Origin of the sequence: Staphylococcus shinii (assembly GCF_017583065.1) — a bacterium.
Taxonomy (GTDB): Bacteria; Bacillota; Bacilli; order Staphylococcales; family Staphylococcaceae; genus Staphylococcus; species Staphylococcus shinii.
Window position 1 is genome coordinate 660,058 of the sequence record NZ_JAGEVL010000001.1, and the last position, 17,795, is coordinate 677,852.

Below are 17,795 nucleotides of genomic sequence, written 5' to 3' on the forward strand. Positions count from 1 at the left end.
ATTTAAAATATTCAGAAGTTTATTTTTACACTATTCATTCCTAGGAGGATATTATGAAGAAAATTTTCACTACCACGCTATTGACCAGTTCAATATTAGCTATTACATCTGGTAACATTCACGCTGAAGAAAGTAATAGTATACAACCTGAGAGCTTTAAAAAAACAGATAATTCAACTATTCAAAATGAGGCGGATGTAAAACAATATTTAAATCAACATGCACAAGATTTAGTTAAAGATTCAAGCAAAACTAAAAGTGAAGCTTTTAATAAAAATGCCTTCAAACAATATGAAGTAGCAAATAAAAATACGGACAAAACTGGCGTGACACACTATACACTACAAGCTAAAATTAATGACGTCACTTCTAGTGACAGTACACTTAAGGTACATGTAAATAAAAATGGTGATGTAAAATTAATTAATGGTAGTATTGACAAACCATACATAAATGTTAAAAATTCTAACGAAATAACTTCTACGCAAGCTGAGGATACTGCGTTTAAAGCAATTGGTAAATCAAAATCAGAAGTTAAAAATATCGAAGGTTATGACATCGTTAGCAAAAATAATTTAGATATAAATAGCGATAAACAAAAATTAGTTTATAATATTGAGTTGAACTACGTTTCTCCTAAAGTTGCACAGTGGAAAATTCAAGTTGATGCAACATCAGGGAAAATCATAAAAAAACAAAACACACTTCAAAAAGCAACAGCTGAAGGAAAAGGTACTGGTGTTAACGGGGACGTAAAATCACCACTTAACTTAACCCAATCACAGAATCAATACACTCTACATGACACGTCTCAAAAGGCAAAAATTGACACCAAAACTGCTAATAATACGACGTATTCCATGTCACCAATTACTAATGACAGTACAAACTTCAATAAAAAATCTCAACGAGCAGGTGTTGACGCACATTATTATGCTAAAGAAGTATATGATTACTATTTAGACACATTTGGCAGAGACAGCTATGACGATAAAAGTGGTAATATTAATTCTATCGTTAATTACGATAAGAATTTTAATAATGCTGCGTGGACTGGACAATATATGATATACGGTGATGGTGACGGCCAAACATTTAAAGAACTGTCAGGAGCTAGTGATATCGTTGCGCATGAACTAACACATGCAGTAACTGAAAGTACTGCAGGCTTAGAATATAGCTATCAATCAGGAGCATTAAACGAATCTTTCTCTGATGTATTTGGTTATTTTGTCGATCCAGATAATTGGTTAATGGGCGAAGACGTTTATACGCCTGATCAAGATGGCGATGCGTTAAGAAGTCTAAAGAACCCTGAAGATTATAACCAACCAGCACATATGGATCAATACCAAAAAGGTAGCGAAGATAACGGCGGCGTTCATACCAATAGTGGTATACCAAACAAGGCGGCTTATTTAACAATTACAGATATAGGTAAAGACAAAGCAGAACAAATTTATTATCTTGCACTCACAGAGTATTTAACATCAAATGCTCAATTTAAAGATGCTAAAACAGCACTCACTGTTGCTGCAGATAAATTATATGGCGATAATAGTGAAGAAGCTAAAGCAATTGAAAAAGCATGGAATGATGTCGGTGTGAAGTAGCTAAATCGTGGCTATCACAGATAACATAAGAAAATACACGATTATGTGTATGATAAAAAATCAAGCTCAAAACTAACATATTAATATCACATTATGTTGGCATAAAAACCAAGAGCTTGGGACATAAAGTCCCAAAAATAGCACTCAGATGAATTCAATTCATCTGAGTGCTTCTTTTTTTACTCAATACTTCATATTGTTGGTCGCTTTCTTAGGGGACAGCTTCAGCCTGTAGTCTTCAGCTTGTCCTGTTACCTCAAGAGGTTCGCCAAAACACGTCACATTTATATATAATTTTACATTAAAATACTTTTTAAAAATAAGGTGCTTAATTCATCTCATTATTAATCAAAACTCATATATAGCAAATTCTTCTCAATAAATGATCTTAAAGTTTGATATTGTGGTTCAAAAAATACTCCTGTTTGAATCAATTCTGCCGCTTCATCTCTAGCAACTTCTAACATTTTATAGTCTTCGACAACATTTGCTACTAAGAAATCTGGCAAGCCGCTTTGTTTCACGCCAAAGAAATCTCCGGGCCCCCTCATTTCGAGATCCCGTTCACTGAGTTCAAAACCATCTGTTGTTTGCGTCATAATATTCATACGTTCTATGCCCGTTTCGGTTTTGGGTGAGGCAATCAATACGCAATAACTTTGATGTTCACTTCTACCTACACGCCCCCTCAACTGATGTAGTGTGGATAAACCAAAACGATCGGCATCGTATATCATCATAAATGTAGCGTTCGGTACATTTACCCCTACCTCGACAACGGTTGTTGAAACTAAAACATCTATTTCATGATTACTAAATTTTTGCATAACCTCGTCTTTTTCATCGGAATGCATTTTGCCATGTAATAATCCAACTTTGTCAGTACCGTAATAAGCTTGTAATGATTCATACAATTCAACCACATTTTGAACATCCTCTAGGTGTTCAGAGCTTTCAATCAATGGACATATGACATAGGCTTGACGGCCTTTCTTCAATTCAGCAGTCATTTGATTCAATACACTTTCGTACGCTTCATGTTTTGACCATGATGTAATAATTGGTTTTCTACCTTTTGGTAACTGTTTAATTGATGAAACGTCCATTTCACCAAATACGGAAATAGCTAAGGTTCTAGGGATTGGCGTCGCTGTCATAAATAGTACATTTGTCATTGCACCTTTTTCTCTAAGTAATTGTCGTTGGTTCACCCCAAAACGATGTTGTTCATCAGTAATCACAAGTCCCACATTATTAAATTTCACGTCATCTTGAATTAATGCATGTGTTCCAATTAAACAATCAACTTCATTATTATTTAATTGATCTAATAATAATTGCCGTTTTTTACCTTTTACTGAACCCGTTAATAACGCCACATTCATCCTATCGCCAAATATATCCACTAAACTTTCAGCATGTTGTTCTGCTAAAATTTCAGTAGGTACCATTAATGCCGATTGAAACCCAGCCGTTTTCAGGGCATACATGCAAATAGCTGCAACAACAGTCTTACCAGAGCCCACGTCACCTTGAAGTAAACGATGCATACGTATCGGAGCTTTCAAGTCACGAAAGATCTCATTAACGCTATGTTTCTGGGCATCAGTAAGTTCAAAAGGCAAACTATCAATAAAATGTTTGACCAAATTGATATCATAATCAACTTCAATAGCTTCATCCGAAGTTTTTTCAAGTCTATTCAACCATTGCATTCTTAATTCAAACATAAACAACTCTGTAAACGCATAAGTCCTACGCGCCTTCAACAATGAAGATTTATCGGTTGCAAAATGAAGTGCTTTAATTGTATTTTCTAATGTTTCTAGCTTATATTTTTCTCTTAACTCTGCTGATAACCATTCATGTATGGTTGCTTGATCTAATACTTGACGTATCATATCTCTTAACGGTTTTTGCTTAATACCCTCTTTAATTCGATACACAGGTTCAAATTGGGCAGACTCTGTAACCTGTTGATTGAAAAACATTCTATTTCCATTAATTTCTTGCTTTCTTCTATCCCACTTACCTTTTACTGTAACCGTGCCATGTAGTTCGATTTTCTTTTTCAGATAAGGCTGGTTGAAAAAAGTGCACTTTACAGCAATGTTATTGACCATGAGATGTACTGTTAACTTAGACTTATTACGACCAAAAAAAGCGACAGTCGGTGTAGAATATACTTCACCCACCACTGTCACTGTCGCTTGGTCTTCTGCTTCATTTAAGTCAATTACAGTATTATCCTCGTAACGTGTCGGTAGATATAAGATTAAATCTTCAACGGTATAAATATTTAATTCATTTAACACCGCTAAACGCTTAGGCCCCAGACCTTTGATTTGAGATAATGGAAATGGACTTTCAATTAGATTGACTTTTGACATTATTAATCACCAAATATTTCTTGTTTTAGACGCTGACCTGTAGGTGTACCAGCTAAACCTCCACGACCTGTTTCACGCAAAGCAGATGGCATTGTTTGGCCAATCTTGTACATTGCTTCAATCACTTCATCTGTAGGTATTCTAGATGTCACTCCTGCCAACGCCATATCTGCAGATACGATTGCATTAGAAGCACCTGCAGCATTTCTTTTTACACAAGGTACTTCTACTAAGCCAGCAACTGGATCACATACTAAACCTAGCATATTCTTCAAACAAATTGCAAAGGCTTCAGCTGATTGTTGTGGCGTACCTCCAGCCAGTTCAACTGTTGCGCCTGCTGCCATAGCCGCTGCCGAGCCTACTTCAGCTTGACAACCACCAGCTGCACCTGAAATTGACGCATTATTGGCTACGACAAAACCAAACGCGCCTGACGTTAATAAAAAGTTAAGCATATCCTTACGTGTAGGCTCAAGGCGAGGTTTTAAGCCAAATAACACGCCAGGCACAACGCCAGCTGATCCTGCAGTTGGTGTTGCGCAAATTTTACCCATTGCTGCGTTCACTTCGTTTGTTGCAACAGCTTTACTAACTGCATCTAATAACGTTGCACCTGATAAAGATTTTCCTGTTTTTAAATATTCTTTAATTAACACAGCATCTCCACCAGTTAACCCTGTCGTTGATGTTACTCCTGCTAGTCCTTCATCCAATGCATTTTCCATTGTTTGTAAATTTTTATCCATATGTGCATATACATCAGCTTCAGATAATCCTGTTACTTCCATTTCTTGTTCTAACATGATTTCATGGATTTTCTTATCTTGTGCTTCACACATCTCTATTAATTCTTTCACGCTTTTAAACATGCAATACCTCCGTTAGGCGTCTCCCATGAGTGAAACCGTCACTACACCATCGACGTTTTTAATTTTCTCTATAATATCTTTGTTTACAGCATCGTCTAACTCACAAGTCATTAAAGCTTGGTCGCCCTTTTCTTTTCTCGATACTTGCATACTTCCCACATTAATACTTGAATCCCCTAAAATATTAGCTACTTTACCAATCGTGCCAAATGTATCCTTGTGGAACACCAGTAATGCGGGATAATTTCCACTGATTGCAATATTAAAGCCATTAATTGCCACGACTTCAATTTTACCACCACCAATTGACACACCTTCCACTGAAATCTCCTTTTCAGTGTTACGCATATTTATAATAGCTGTATTTGGATGTGATCTTTCTTCCGCCATTTCTATAAAATTGACTTTCATTCCAGCCGTTTCAGCCGCTTCTAAACTCGTTTGAATTCTATCATCATCAGTATCATAGCCTAACAAGCCGCCTACAAGTGCAACATCCGTACCATGACCTTTATAGGTTTCCATAAATGAACCATACAAATAGATATCAACTTGATTTGGTAATTGATTAAATAAATCTCTTGCTACCAATCCAATTCTCACTGCCCCAGCTGTATGAGACGACGAAGGGCCTACCATTGTAGGACCAATTATATCGAAAACTGTTTTATATTTCATAATTATACCCCACTCTTGTTTTTAATGTTTCTAAAGTGTTGCGCTTACATTCTCAAACATCTAATTCATTATAACAAGTTCATTAAACATTATAAACCAAAACTGGTTGTATTGTTCTTTTTAAGTTTTAAATATAATTGACTGCAATTCATACAAAATTACACAATTATACTAAAAAACTACATAAAAACGAGAGCGGGGTAGAAACCAAAATTAAATTTGATTTCGTACTCTCGCTCTCAAAACACCGTCGTTTAATAAATAATTTATAATAGAACTATAGTCAAACCTTTGTCCAACATCACTGTTCATTTGCAATGACATTTAATTTTTAGATACACATAAATACCAATATGTCGAAAACGTCGAAAACAAAGACTGTTCAAGTCATTATTCTACAGAAAATAAATATTGATACACAGGCTGTTGACCATCATGATGATCTAACTCAACATCTGGGTATGTTTCTTCAACCCATGTTTCAATTTCAGCAGTAACAGACTCATCCGCATCTTCACCAACAATCATAGTAATGATTTCACTATCTTCTTCAATCATTTGTGATAGCAAGCCTTTAACAGTATCAAACTCATTATCTTCACTAGTAACAATTTTATCTTCTACTAAGCCCATAAATGCACCTTTTTTAATTTCAACACCATCTATTTTAGTATCTCTAACAGCATAAGTAACTGAACCAGAATTAACTGCTTCCAATGATTCAATCATGCGAGATTTATTATCGGCAAGTGAATCAGACGCATCATAGTTAAATAATGCAGCGATACCTTGAGGAATAGATTTTGTAGGAATAACAATAGCTTCTGCTTGAACAATATCGGCAGCTTGTTCACTTGCCATAAGAATATTTTTATTGTTTGGTAAAATGATTGCACGTTTACATTGTGATTGTTCAATCATTTTCACTATGTCTTCTGTCGATGGGTTCATAGTTTGACCACCGCTAATCATATGAGTTGCGCCCATCGATTTAAATATTTCAGAAATACCATTACCCATAGATATAGCAATTACAGCAGTCTCAACAGTTTCATTCTCATCACTTTGAGATACAGGTTGATTGTTTTGCTCTTTTTTCACAACTTCTCTGTGTTGCTCACGCATGTTTTCTACTTTTAATTTAATTAATTCACCATATTTTTGACCATAATTAAATACATCACCTGGTTTTTCAGTATGTACGTGTACTTTAACTATTTCTTCATCATGAATTACTAATAAAGAATCACCAAATGTGCTCATATCTTCTCTAAATTCTTGTTCATCGAAAGTTTTTTTATTTTTACCAAAACGAACCATCATTTCAGTGCAATAACCGTATTCAATATCTTCAGTATTAATTACACCATGAAAATCATGTGCTTCACTTACCAATGAATCTTTGTCTAATTTTGGTGATTGTGCGGATACTTTTTCTCCTTTTAATGCTTTTAGGAAGCCTTCATAAACCACTGCTAAGCCCTTACCACCACTATCGACAACACCTACTTCTTTTAAAACTGGTAATAAATTAGGTGTGTTTTCAAGAGAAATTTCTGCTTGTTCTAAAATATAAGTCATCAATTCAATACAATCATCAGTTTCTTTAGCTTTACGTATTGCGGCATCTCCTGCGTCTCTAGCAACCGTCAAAATTGTACCTTCTACTGGTTTCATAATTGCTTTATATGCTGTTTCTACACCAGCTTTAAAGCTTTCAGCAAATTGTTGTGCATTGATTTCATCATATTCTTCTAAATTTTTACTGAATCCTCTAAATAATTGAGATAGTATTACGCCAGAATTACCTCTAGCCCCCATTAATAGACCTTTAGAATATGTTTTACCTAGTTCACCTATATGTTGTGACAAATTCTCTTCTACTGCTTCTCTACCAGATGTCATAGTCAAATTCATATTAGTTCCTGTGTCTCCATCAGGTACTGGATATACATTTAATGAATCGACTAAATCTGCATAATTTGATAAATTTTGTGCCCCTTGTATAATCATTTCGGCAAATAATTTACCATTTATTTTGCTAACCATTGCGTAATGTCCTCCTAGTTCTTCGTGCCATTATTGACGCGCACACCTTGTACAAATATATTTATTGAGTTTACTTTTACTTTTAATGTTTGTTCTAATGTATATTTCACAGTTGATTGTACATTGCTTGCAACTTCTGATATTTTTGTCCCGAAGCTAACAATTGTATACATATCAACATCAATCACTCCATTGTCTTCTCTTACAACAATGCCTTTAGAATAATTTTCATGCCCTAATATTTCGGCAATACCGTCTCTTACTTGTTGTCTAGAAGCCATGCCTACAATTCCATAACATTCTACTGCTTTACTGCCCACCACTGATGCTATTACTTCGTTTGAAATATCTATGCTACCATAATCATTTGTGATTTCTAACGTCATAAAATTGCCTCCTAAGTTTATGGTTCTGAAACGAACTGTAAATAAACAATTATTTAAAATGAGTTTAATAATAAAATACTATATTTATCCACAGTTTACAATTATACCATAATTTAGTTCTAACAAAAGTAGAACTCATATAAATCAGAAAAATTTCTCATTATATTGTTATATTTTTCTATTTATGGTATATTGTTTAGGTATGTAGTAGATACGTGTATTTATATTTATTAAAGGAGGTACTTTCATGGGCAAACAATGTTTCGTAACAGGTCGTAAAGCTTCAACTGGAAACAATCGTTCACACGCTTTAAATTCTTCTAAAAGAAGATGGAATGCTAACCTTCAAAAAGTTAGAATTCTTGTAGACGGAAAACCTAAAAAAGTTTGGGTTTCTGCACGTGCTTTAAAATCTGGTAAAGTAACTAGAGTTTAATAAATATAATGCACGAAAAAACCAATCCTTATGTGGAGGATTGGTTTTTTTTATTTTCAGACGCTTTATCAAAACATAATGATAGATTTTAATCTCTACTTCGTATCATCAATATATTCCCTTCTATTAACTCCACTTCCCCATTCGAAGCTTGAATCTCATTGGAAATAGTTAACGTTGACCCCTGCTTAAGCGTCTCCCTATAAAGGTTATATTTAAAATGCTTTAATGTAATGACCGTTGGATATGTAACAGGAATAAAAGAAATATATGGGTACAACTCATTCATTTCAATATGATATTGACCTCGTTGTAAAAATTGAACTTCATTTGACTGATCAATCAATTTTATAACGATATCATTTTCTACATATTCAGGTTTCTCCAAAATTTGTAAAGCACCCAAAAAATGATCTAATCTACCACCAGTAGCACCATACACATGTATTTCTTTATATCCACTCTGCACTGCTTGGTCTATCCCTAATGCTAAATCTGTATCATCTTTTTCTGAATTATACGGGTTTATTTCAATTTGTTGTTCTATAAATGATTTTTCTTCTTGTGTAATTGAATCAAAATCGCCAACTGCAAATTGCGGTGTGATACCAGCTTCCAACAACATTAATGTACCTCTATCTATACCAATCCAATCGGCATCAACATTATCAACCAGTATATCTTTAGGTAAATTTCGATTACCACATAATAAATTGGCTTTCATTAACGTCAACCTTTCAATGTTTTAGTAACTGACTTATAATCACTTTGTTTGAAGAAGTATGACCCTGCAACTAACATATTTGCACCATGATCAATCACGGTTTGTACTGTTTTATCATTAATACCACCATCAACCTCAATATCAAAATCTAAATTTAGCCTTTGTTTAACTTCAGATAGTTGATCTAGTTTATCAACTGTATCACCAATAAATGATTGTCCCCCAAAACCAGGATTTACGGTCATCACTAATATATAATCTACCATTTTGATAATAGGAACAATTGCATCTACCGGTGTTCCTGGATTTATCACCACACCAGCCTTTACATTGGCATTCTTAATTTGTTCTATCACGCGATGGATATGTGGTGTAGCTTCTACATGAACTGATATCATATCTGCACCATGTTCTGCAAATAGTTCTACATATTTTTCTGGTTCCTCAATCATTAAATGTACATCAATAGGTAATCGAGTTCCTTCTCTAACTGCATCTAAAATTGGAATACCAATTGAAATATTGGGTACAAATTGACCATCCATAACATCAAAATGTACACCATCTACGCCAGCTTCTTCTAAAGCCTTTAATTCTTGTTGTAAGTTTAAAAAATCTGCTGATAATAAAGATGGGTAAAGTTTTGCCAATTAATATCTTTCCTTTCTATTTGCAATCTCATTAAATAGTTGCACGTAATGATCATATCTAAATTGTGTTATATTACCTTGTTCTACTTCAATTTTGACATTACACTTAGGTTCATTGATATGATTACAATCTCTGAATTTACATGATTCGCCATACTCATGAATTTCCATGAAATAATTTTTGAGTTCATCTTTTTGAATATGGTCAAAATCTAATGCACTAAAGCCTGGCGTATCTGCAATAAATCCATGTGTTCTCTCAAAAAGTTCTACATGCCTAGTAGTATGACGACCGCGATTAAGCGCTTTTGAAATGTGTTGTGTTTCAATATCTAAATCGGGGAAATATTTATTCAACAATGTAGATTTCCCAACACCAGATTGCCCACTTAATACGGCTAATCCATCGCCCCATTGCGCAAAAACATGTTCGATATCATCATTGATACTGATGAATTGAGTCTTATAACCCATGTCTTCATATACATTTAATAACTGTGTCACCTTTTGTTGCATTTCAATTGAAGCTAAATCTTTTTTAGTTATAAGTATGCGTGGACGCATGTGATATGAGTGTGCGATAACTAAAAAACGATCTAGTAATTGTGTAGAAAAATCTGGTTCTACTGCACTCATTACTAAAATAAGATGATCAACATTACTTACAGGTGGTCTTTTGATTTCATTTTTTCTTTCGTGGACATGTTGAATATAACCCTCTGTTACATTTTCAACTTCAAAATCCACTACATCACCAACAATGGGCGAGAATTTATTTTTTCTAAATAGACCACGTGGTTTAGTGTCATACATTTCGCCTTCTACATCTACACGGTATACGCCACTGATTGATTTTATGATGCGTCCTGTTTTCACTTAGGCACCTCTCTTATAATTACTTGTACTCTTTACATTATAGCAAAGCCTTTTTAAATTAAATATGATTTGAGTTTATTTTGGATAAAAAAATTAGTGATTGGTAAAAAAATACATTAGCTAAATATTCTATCTCAACTATTCTCATATAATGATATACAAAACACCAATGCAATCAATTAAATGATTACATTGGTGTTAAATTTGTTAGCGACACTATACTCGTTCACTTTGTTCGGTCCGCAAGATCTTTGCTCTTGCATAAGCGACACTAAACTTGTTCACTTTGCATCGGTTCGCAAGACCTTTGCTCTTGCATAAGCGACACTAAACTTGTTCACTTTGCATCGGTTCGCAAGACCTTTGCTCTTGCATAAGCGACACTAAACTCGTTCACTCGTTAAGTGTCGCTAAAAATCATAGGGGATGTCTTTATCAGCAACAACCTTATCATCAACACGAACAGTAAAACCAGCCGTCTTACCTTTCTCAATTGTCATCGGTATCTTAATAGTTTTGTTTTCTTTAATCTTAAATGTCTGTGCTGCGGATGATCCTTGATCATCTTTATCTCTGATATACACTTTAACTTCCTGGCTTTCATCATCGTCACCAGTATATTGCACTTGATATGTTTCGGTATATTCTTTCGTTGCAGCTTCTTCATCTTTAGAATCGTCCTTATCTTTGTCATCTTTGTCCTCAGCCTTATCCTTAGAATCATCTTTAGACTCTTCCTTACCTTTAGACACAACAAACGATATCGTCGAACCTTCATCTACTTCTTCACCTTTTGGTGATTGACTAATAACATCATCTTTTTTAACTTTGTCATCATTTTTTTCTTCTGAAACTTCTACCTTAAAGCCTTTTGATTCCAACGCTTCTTTAGCCGTTTTAAAAGATTTATTTTCATAATCATCAACATAAACTTGTTTAATACCTAATGACTCAATTAATTCAATATTACTGTCATTAACTTTCACTTTATCTCCAGGTGAAATGTTTTGTGATTCAATTAAACCTTTAGCTACATTTTGTTTGCTATAAGCTTGTTTAACTTTACTATCTTTAATACCTAAATCTTCCAACTTACTTATGGCCTCAGATTTTGACATGCCATATAGACTTGGCATCTCAGCTAATTGTGGTCCTTTAGACATCACTATATCTACTTTACTGTTTTGCTCTAATCGCTCACCTTGTTCAGGCTTCGTTTTTATAATTTTATTTTCAGGGTATTTATCACTGTACTCACGAGTGGTTTTACCCATTTGTAATTTGTTTTCTTTCAAAATATGTTCGGCTTCTTTTTCAGTTTTCCCTGTTAAATCTGGCGTTTCTAAATATTTATTACCAAACATGCCCATAGCCATAAAGCCGAATAAACCAAATAACAATAAAACAATAATTAAGGTATATAAAAATTTCTTCTTCTTAGAACGTTTCTTTCTAGGCACTGCGTAGATATGTTCTTCACTGGATTGAAATTGTTGTTGATTGACAATAGGAATTTGCATTGTCTCACTAATACTTTTACCTTTGTCTTCTTCGCGTGTCTGGTTTGCAATTTCTGATTTATTTATCGGTACTGTTTTAGTATTAGTGATAGAAGATTGGTATCTGTCTTCTGATACACGTTCATCTGACATAACAGTTTCTAAATCATTTTGCATTTCTCTTACTGATTGGTAACGCTCCATCTTGTCTTTTTCAGTTGCTTTCAATACAACGTTGCTCAAAGCTTGACGAATATCTGAACGTTCATCTGTTACATTAGGCATAGGATCTTGAATATGCTTTATTGCAATACTGACAGCAGTTTCTCCAGAAAATGGTGGTTTACCAATAAGCATTTCATATAATACAACACCCATTGAATAAATATCTGTGCCATTATCTGTAATATCTCCACGTGCTTGTTCTGGGGACAGATATTGGACAGTACCCAATACATGATTTGTTTCTGTCATTGTTGTTTCACTTAAAGCTTTAGCTATACCAAAATCCAATATTTTTAATGTTTGATTTTTATCCACTAAAATATTTTGTGGCTTAATATCTCTATGCACAATTTTTGTATCGTGGGCGTGTTTAATACCATTGATAATTTGATTTATAAAATTCAATATTATATCAACATCTAAAGGATGATTTTTTTGAATGAATTCCGATAATGTCAAACCTTCAATATATTCCATAACTAAATAGAAGTTTTCATCATCTTCTGTTACATCAAAAACGTTAACAATATTATTGTGAGATAGTTGTGTTAAATTATGTACTTCTCGTTCAAACCTTTTAATTGCTTCATCTTTTTCACCTGATGGAATTCTAATAGCTTTAATTGCGACACTTCGCTTTAGAATCGAGTCTTCAGCTAGATAGACTCTACTCATTCCACCGCCACCAAGTTGTTTGGTTACTTTGTAACGTTCATTAATTATTTTGCCTATCATACTTTATCACCTTCAACCTCAGCCAAAACTAAACTTACATTATCGTTTGTACCTTCCGTTAATGCAAGTTCAATCAAATATTGACCTTGTGTTTCTAATTCGTTGTCTTGAAGCAACGCTTCTTGTATTTTATGATTACGCACAAAGTCTGTTAAACCATCAGAATTCAACATGAGATAGTCATAAAACTTTGTCTTTTTTACAAAAATGTCTGGTGTCACCAATCTATCTGTTCCCATTACTTTTGTAATGATATTACGTTGTGGGTGCGTATATGCTTCTTCAGCAGTGATTTGGCCAATCATAACAAGGTGATTCACAAAAGAATGATCATTCGTAATTTGCTCAATCTCTCTACTATTTACTAAGTAAGCACGTGAATCTCCAATATTTGCAACGACCACATAGTTATCAAATACTAAAGCACAAACACAAGTTGTACCCATACCTTGATACTCTGGGTTTTCTACTGATTTGTCATAAAGTTCTCGATTAATAGCTTTTAAGGTTGTCTTCAACCAAGTTTCAGCTTGATCTGCCTCGATTAAATTTTCTTCTTCAAATCGTTGCTGTAACTCTTTGGTTACGAACTGACTAGCTACTTCACCTGCTAAATGACCCCCCATGCCATCACAAAGCACTAATAATTGTTGTTCTGTACGATTGTAAAAAACGCCACCAGCATCTTCGTTTTTATCACGATATTGTCCTGTGTCAGTAAAAAATTGTGCATTTAGCATGTCTCTACCTCGTTTCTACTTTTCGTTCCTTAGCTCTTAGTTGCCCACATGCAGCATCGATATCTGCACCTTGTTCACGTCTAATTGTTGCATTTATACCTAGTCGTTTTAACTCTTTTTCGAATTTAAAGATATCTTCTTTTGGAGTCTTAACATAATTTCTTTCTGGCACGTGATTTACAGGAATTAAGTTAACATGGCAATTTAATTTTTGTATCAAATGCGCAAGTTCCCTAGCATGTTCTACTTGGTCGTTAACACCACCAAATAAACCATACTCAAAAGTAATACGTCTATTTGTTTTTTCTTGATAATAATTGATTGCTTCCATTAACTTTTCAACGTTATAAGCTCTGTTAATAGGCATTAATCGTGAACGAACTTCATCGTTCGCACCATGCAAACTAACTGCAAAGTTAATTTGAATATCTTCATCAGCAAAATCATAAATACGTGGAATAATGCCTGAAGTAGAAACTGTAATATGACGCGCACCAATATTTAGTCCATTATCATCATTAACAATTTTCAAGAAATCCATCATTTCATCATAATTTTCAAATGGTTCACCAATGCCCATAATTACAATTTGAGATACACGTTCTTCAGTTTCGTCTAATGCCTTTTGTACCGTTAATACTTGTGAAACAATTTCGCCCGCTTCTAAGTTACGTTTTAATCCACCTAACGTAGAAGCACAAAAAGTACAACCAATACGACAACCAACCTGTGTTGTTACACATACTGAATTACCATATTCATGTCTCATCAATACCGTTTCGATTGTGTAACCATCTTGTAGCTCAAAAAGGAACTTGATTGTACCATCTTTACTTTCTTGTTTAACTACTGTTGTCATCGTAGTCATAGTAAAACTGTCTTTTAAAACTTCTCTTAATTCTTTTGATAAATTTAACATTTCATCAATACTGTCTACACGTTTTTCATATAACCATTCAAAAATTTGTTTTGCTCTGAATTTTTGTTGGCCATTATTAACTAACCATTCTTGCATCTCGTCGTATCTCAGTGAAAAAATTGATTGCTTTTCAAAATCGGGAAGAAATTTATTCTTTTTTTTCTTTTCTGTAGTTATCATTTAGTAAGTTTCCTTTCTTTTTATCCTAGTAATGAAAAAGCCATCAGAGTTGAAATCTTGAGGTAACACTTGCATTGTCTTCACTTTTTCGCCAGTTATTGGATGTTCAAAAGCATCAAATTCAAAATCTTTATTCGCTTTTAAGAACGTGTATATTACATTTTCATTTTCCATTTGTTCAATCGTACAAGTTGAATAAATAATTGTGCCGCCTGGTTTTACGCTATCTTTCACATTATTTAAAATTTCTAATTGAATTTCAACTAATGATTGAATAGAATGTTGTGATTGTTCATATTTAATTTCAGGTTTATGTCTTAATACACCTAAGCCGCTACATGGTGCGTCAACTAAAATCTTATCATACACTTTATCATATTTTTCAGTTGCATCGTGTTCAAAAGCAGAAATGTTAGATAAACGTAATTTTTTAATATTGAAATCAATTAAATCAATTTTATGTTCGTGGATATCAGTCGCGTCAACATGACCTGTACCGTTTAATATTTCAGCTATATGGCAAGCTTTGCCACCTGGTGCACTACATGCGTCGAGTACTTTGTCACCTTCTGTTAATGACATAATTTCGCCAACGAACATCGAGCTTTTATCTTGGATAGACACCAGCCCATCTTTAAATAATCTTGATTCAATAATTGGCTTACCACTAATATGCAAGCAAGTATCAATTTCTTTATCTAGTTCTACTATATAATCATCATCTGTTAATCTTCTAATTGCTTCATCAACAGTAATTCTTGTTAGATTAACACGAACAGTTGTTGACACTTTATCTAAGAAAGATTGTGCAATCTCTTCTGTCTTTTCTAAGCCGAAATGTGTAACCCAATGATCGACTAACCATTTAGGTAAGCTATATTCAATAGCAATTCTCTTCTTATCATCTGTAATTTCCGTAAAGTCTGGTAACTCACTGCGCATCATATTTCTTAAAATACCGTTAACTACGTTTCCATTATGTGGCCCACCTTTATATTTAGCTATTTCCACTGCTTCATGGATGATAGCATGTTCAGGTATTTTATCTAAGTACGCGTATTGGTAAATACTCATCCAAAGTAATTGTCTTACCCAACCTTTAAGTTTTGTCTGTACAAATGGTTTTAAGAAATAATCTAATGTATATTTTCTTTTCAACGTGCCATATACAAGTTCTGTAAACAAACTTTTGTCTGCTCTGTTTAATTCATTATTTGATAATACTTCGTTAATAATAATATTACTGTAAGCTTTATCATTTATAATATCTTGGATTGTTTCAAATGCTAATAACCTTACATTTGTATCTATTGTCATGATAGTACCTTCCCAACAAGCGCAGTTTGTACTCCGCTTAAATAGTTTGCAGTTAACATACGTTTTTTACCTGCAACTTGTATATCTGTTAATGCAATAGCATCATCAGAACCTGTAGCAACAATAATTGCTTTTTTCGTTGTTTCTATAATTGTTCCAGGTTCACCTGTTTTACCTTGCTCAATTCGACTAGCATATACTTTTAAGTTACCATCGTCCATTTTTGTATATGCGACTGGCCAGGGTGAAAGACCTCTTATATGATTGTATATTGCTTCGGCTGATTGCGACCAATCTATTTTTTCTTGATCACGACTAATGTTTGATGCAAATGTTGCTTCGGCTTCATTTTGTTCTATACGTTGATTTGTACCATTTATTATTGAAGGTAACGTCTCTTTTAATAAGTCTGCACCTAAGAAACTTAATTTATCATGCATTGATCCAACATTATCTTGATCTTCTATTGCAATTGCACGCTGAGAGATAATATCTCCTGCATCTAATTTTTTAACCATATACATAATAGAAATCCCTGTTTCTTTCTGACCATCTATAATCGCTTGGTGTATTGGTGCTCCACCTCTGTATTTCGGCAATAATGACGCATGTACATTGATTGCGCCTAATTTAGGAGCATTTAATAATGATTCTGGTAAAATTTGTCCGAAAGCTGCGGTGACAATTAAATCTGCATCTAATGAAATAAGTTTCTCTAAATCTTCTGATTGAGCTAATTTTTCTGGTTGGTATACTGGTAAGCCATGTTTCACTGCCACTTCTTTAACTGGCGGTGGTGTTAATGTTCTCTTTCTACCTACTGGTCTATCTGGTTGTGTTACAACAGCAATCACATTATGTTCAGCAATTAACATTTCTAATACTTTTGTTGAAAAATCAGGTGTTCCCATAAAGATAATTTTACTCATTGTCAAAATACGCCTCCATCTCAGCTTCGTCTAAAATACGCTCTGCACGTTCTGTAAATAATATGCCATTAAAATGATCAATCATATGTAAAATCATTCTAGCAATATCATCATATGCTGTCATTTCTACTTCATTACCATGTTTATCATTACTTTTAACCACAATCATTTTACTTCTAGTTACTTCACCGAATACATTTGGCACACTAATGGAACCTTCTAAATCTGTCACTTTTTCATCAGATTCATTGACTAATTGAGGATTAATCAGTTGTAACAAACCGTCTATTTCCATATCTATAATAGCTACTTTTTGTTCAATACCTATTTGCGGCGCACAAATTGCAGATGCTTCAACATCATACATCGTATCTTCTAAATCTAATAATAGTTGCTCTAATCGTTTATCAAATTGAGTTACGCTTGGTATCGTCTTTTTAAGTATTGGGTGTTTGCTTGTTACAAGCTGCTTAATTGTCATAATTATATCTCCTCATAAAAATTCATCATATCATTATAACTTATTTTAATAGAAATTGCATCATACATTCAAATTTAAGATTATAGTATATCTCAT

16 protein-coding genes are annotated in these 17,795 nt (G+C 33.8%); 2 read left to right on the top strand and 14 right to left on the bottom strand.

Features of this window, described 5'->3' with window-relative positions:
- The first annotated feature begins 53 nt into the window (after positions 1 to 53).
- Positions 54 to 1,613: a M4 family metallopeptidase gene (locus tag J5E45_RS03105; protein WP_208181566.1), complete on the top strand. Its 1,560-nt coding sequence runs from the start codon at positions 54 to 56 to the stop codon at positions 1,611 to 1,613.
- Positions 1,614 to 1,957: 344 nt separating this feature from the next.
- On the opposite strand, the gene recG is transcribed toward J5E45_RS03105, so the two are convergent.
- The 5 genes from recG to J5E45_RS03130 all read right to left on the bottom strand — a co-directional run bounded on the left by recG (position 1,958) and on the right by J5E45_RS03130 (position 7,988).
- Complete coding sequence (gene recG / locus J5E45_RS03110) at positions 1,958 to 4,003, bottom strand: ATP-dependent DNA helicase RecG (protein ID WP_069792855.1); 2,046 nt, start codon at positions 4,001 to 4,003, stop codon at positions 1,958 to 1,960.
- Positions 4,004 to 4,005: 2 nt separating this feature from the next.
- The gene (gene sdaAA, locus J5E45_RS03115; protein WP_029377504.1) at positions 4,006 to 4,875 is read right to left on the bottom strand and encodes an L-serine ammonia-lyase, iron-sulfur-dependent, subunit alpha; all 870 of its coding nucleotides are present in this window, start codon (positions 4,873 to 4,875) and stop codon (positions 4,006 to 4,008) included.
- Positions 4,876 to 4,887: 12 nt separating this feature from the next.
- The gene (gene sdaAB, locus J5E45_RS03120) at positions 4,888 to 5,553 is read right to left on the bottom strand and encodes an L-serine ammonia-lyase, iron-sulfur-dependent subunit beta (RefSeq protein WP_039066798.1); all 666 of its coding nucleotides are present in this window, start codon (positions 5,551 to 5,553) and stop codon (positions 4,888 to 4,890) included.
- A 390-nt stretch (positions 5,554 to 5,943) separates the two neighbouring features.
- Positions 5,944 to 7,602 carry a fatty acid kinase catalytic subunit FakA gene (gene fakA / locus J5E45_RS03125; RefSeq protein WP_208181567.1) on the bottom strand — a complete coding sequence of 553 codons (1,659 nt, stop codon included), beginning with the start codon at positions 7,600 to 7,602 and terminating at the stop codon, positions 5,944 to 5,946.
- Positions 7,603 to 7,616: 14 nt separating this feature from the next.
- Positions 7,617 to 7,988 carry an Asp23/Gls24 family envelope stress response protein gene (locus J5E45_RS03130; RefSeq protein ID WP_017724257.1) on the bottom strand — a complete coding sequence of 124 codons (372 nt, stop codon included), beginning with the start codon at positions 7,986 to 7,988 and terminating at the stop codon, positions 7,617 to 7,619.
- A 247-nt stretch (positions 7,989 to 8,235) separates the two neighbouring features.
- On the opposite strand from J5E45_RS03130, the gene rpmB reads away from it, so the two are divergent.
- Positions 8,236 to 8,424, top strand: a complete 189-nt coding sequence (gene rpmB, locus J5E45_RS03135; RefSeq protein WP_002483503.1) for a 50S ribosomal protein L28 — start codon at positions 8,236 to 8,238, stop codon at positions 8,422 to 8,424.
- Positions 8,425 to 8,512: 88 nt separating this feature from the next.
- Here the strand turns inward: rpmB and J5E45_RS03140 are convergent, their stop codons facing one another.
- From J5E45_RS03140 to J5E45_RS03180, 9 genes are all read right to left on the bottom strand, one after another.
- On the bottom strand, positions 8,513 to 9,148 hold the full coding sequence (locus tag J5E45_RS03140; protein WP_069792856.1) for a thiamine diphosphokinase: 636 nt from the start codon (positions 9,146 to 9,148) through the stop codon (positions 8,513 to 8,515).
- A 5-nt stretch (positions 9,149 to 9,153) separates the two neighbouring features.
- A complete protein-coding gene (gene rpe / locus J5E45_RS03145; RefSeq protein WP_039066802.1) occupies positions 9,154 to 9,798 on the bottom strand; it encodes a ribulose-phosphate 3-epimerase in 645 nt (214 codons plus the stop codon).
- Entirely contained in the window at positions 9,799 to 10,674 is an 876-nt protein-coding gene (gene rsgA, locus J5E45_RS03150) for a ribosome small subunit-dependent GTPase A (RefSeq protein ID WP_039066803.1), read from the bottom strand. It lies immediately after the preceding gene.
- Positions 10,675 to 11,084: 410 nt separating this feature from the next.
- Positions 11,085 to 13,133: a Stk1 family PASTA domain-containing Ser/Thr kinase gene (gene pknB, locus J5E45_RS03155; protein WP_039066804.1), complete on the bottom strand. Its 2,049-nt coding sequence runs from the start codon at positions 13,131 to 13,133 to the stop codon at positions 11,085 to 11,087.
- The gene (locus J5E45_RS03160) at positions 13,130 to 13,873 is read right to left on the bottom strand and encodes a Stp1/IreP family PP2C-type Ser/Thr phosphatase (RefSeq protein ID WP_039066806.1); all 744 of its coding nucleotides are present in this window, start codon (positions 13,871 to 13,873) and stop codon (positions 13,130 to 13,132) included. Before J5E45_RS03160 ends, pknB begins: the two co-directional genes overlap by 4 nt.
- A 4-nt stretch (positions 13,874 to 13,877) precedes the next feature.
- A complete protein-coding gene (gene rlmN, locus J5E45_RS03165; protein ID WP_039066807.1) occupies positions 13,878 to 14,972 on the bottom strand; it encodes a dual-specificity RNA methyltransferase RlmN in 1,095 nt (364 codons plus the stop codon).
- A complete protein-coding gene (gene rsmB / locus J5E45_RS03170; RefSeq protein WP_238347251.1) occupies positions 14,973 to 16,283 on the bottom strand; it encodes a 16S rRNA (cytosine(967)-C(5))-methyltransferase RsmB in 1,311 nt (436 codons plus the stop codon).
- A 2-nt stretch (positions 16,284 to 16,285) separates the two neighbouring features.
- Positions 16,286 to 17,218: a methionyl-tRNA formyltransferase gene (gene fmt / locus J5E45_RS03175; RefSeq protein ID WP_039066809.1), complete on the bottom strand. Its 933-nt coding sequence runs from the start codon at positions 17,216 to 17,218 to the stop codon at positions 16,286 to 16,288.
- On the bottom strand, positions 17,211 to 17,699 hold the full coding sequence (locus J5E45_RS03180; RefSeq protein ID WP_039066810.1) for a peptide deformylase: 489 nt from the start codon (positions 17,697 to 17,699) through the stop codon (positions 17,211 to 17,213). The genes fmt and J5E45_RS03180 overlap by 8 nt, the downstream gene beginning before the upstream one ends.
- Positions 17,700 to 17,795: the final 96 nt, after the last annotated feature.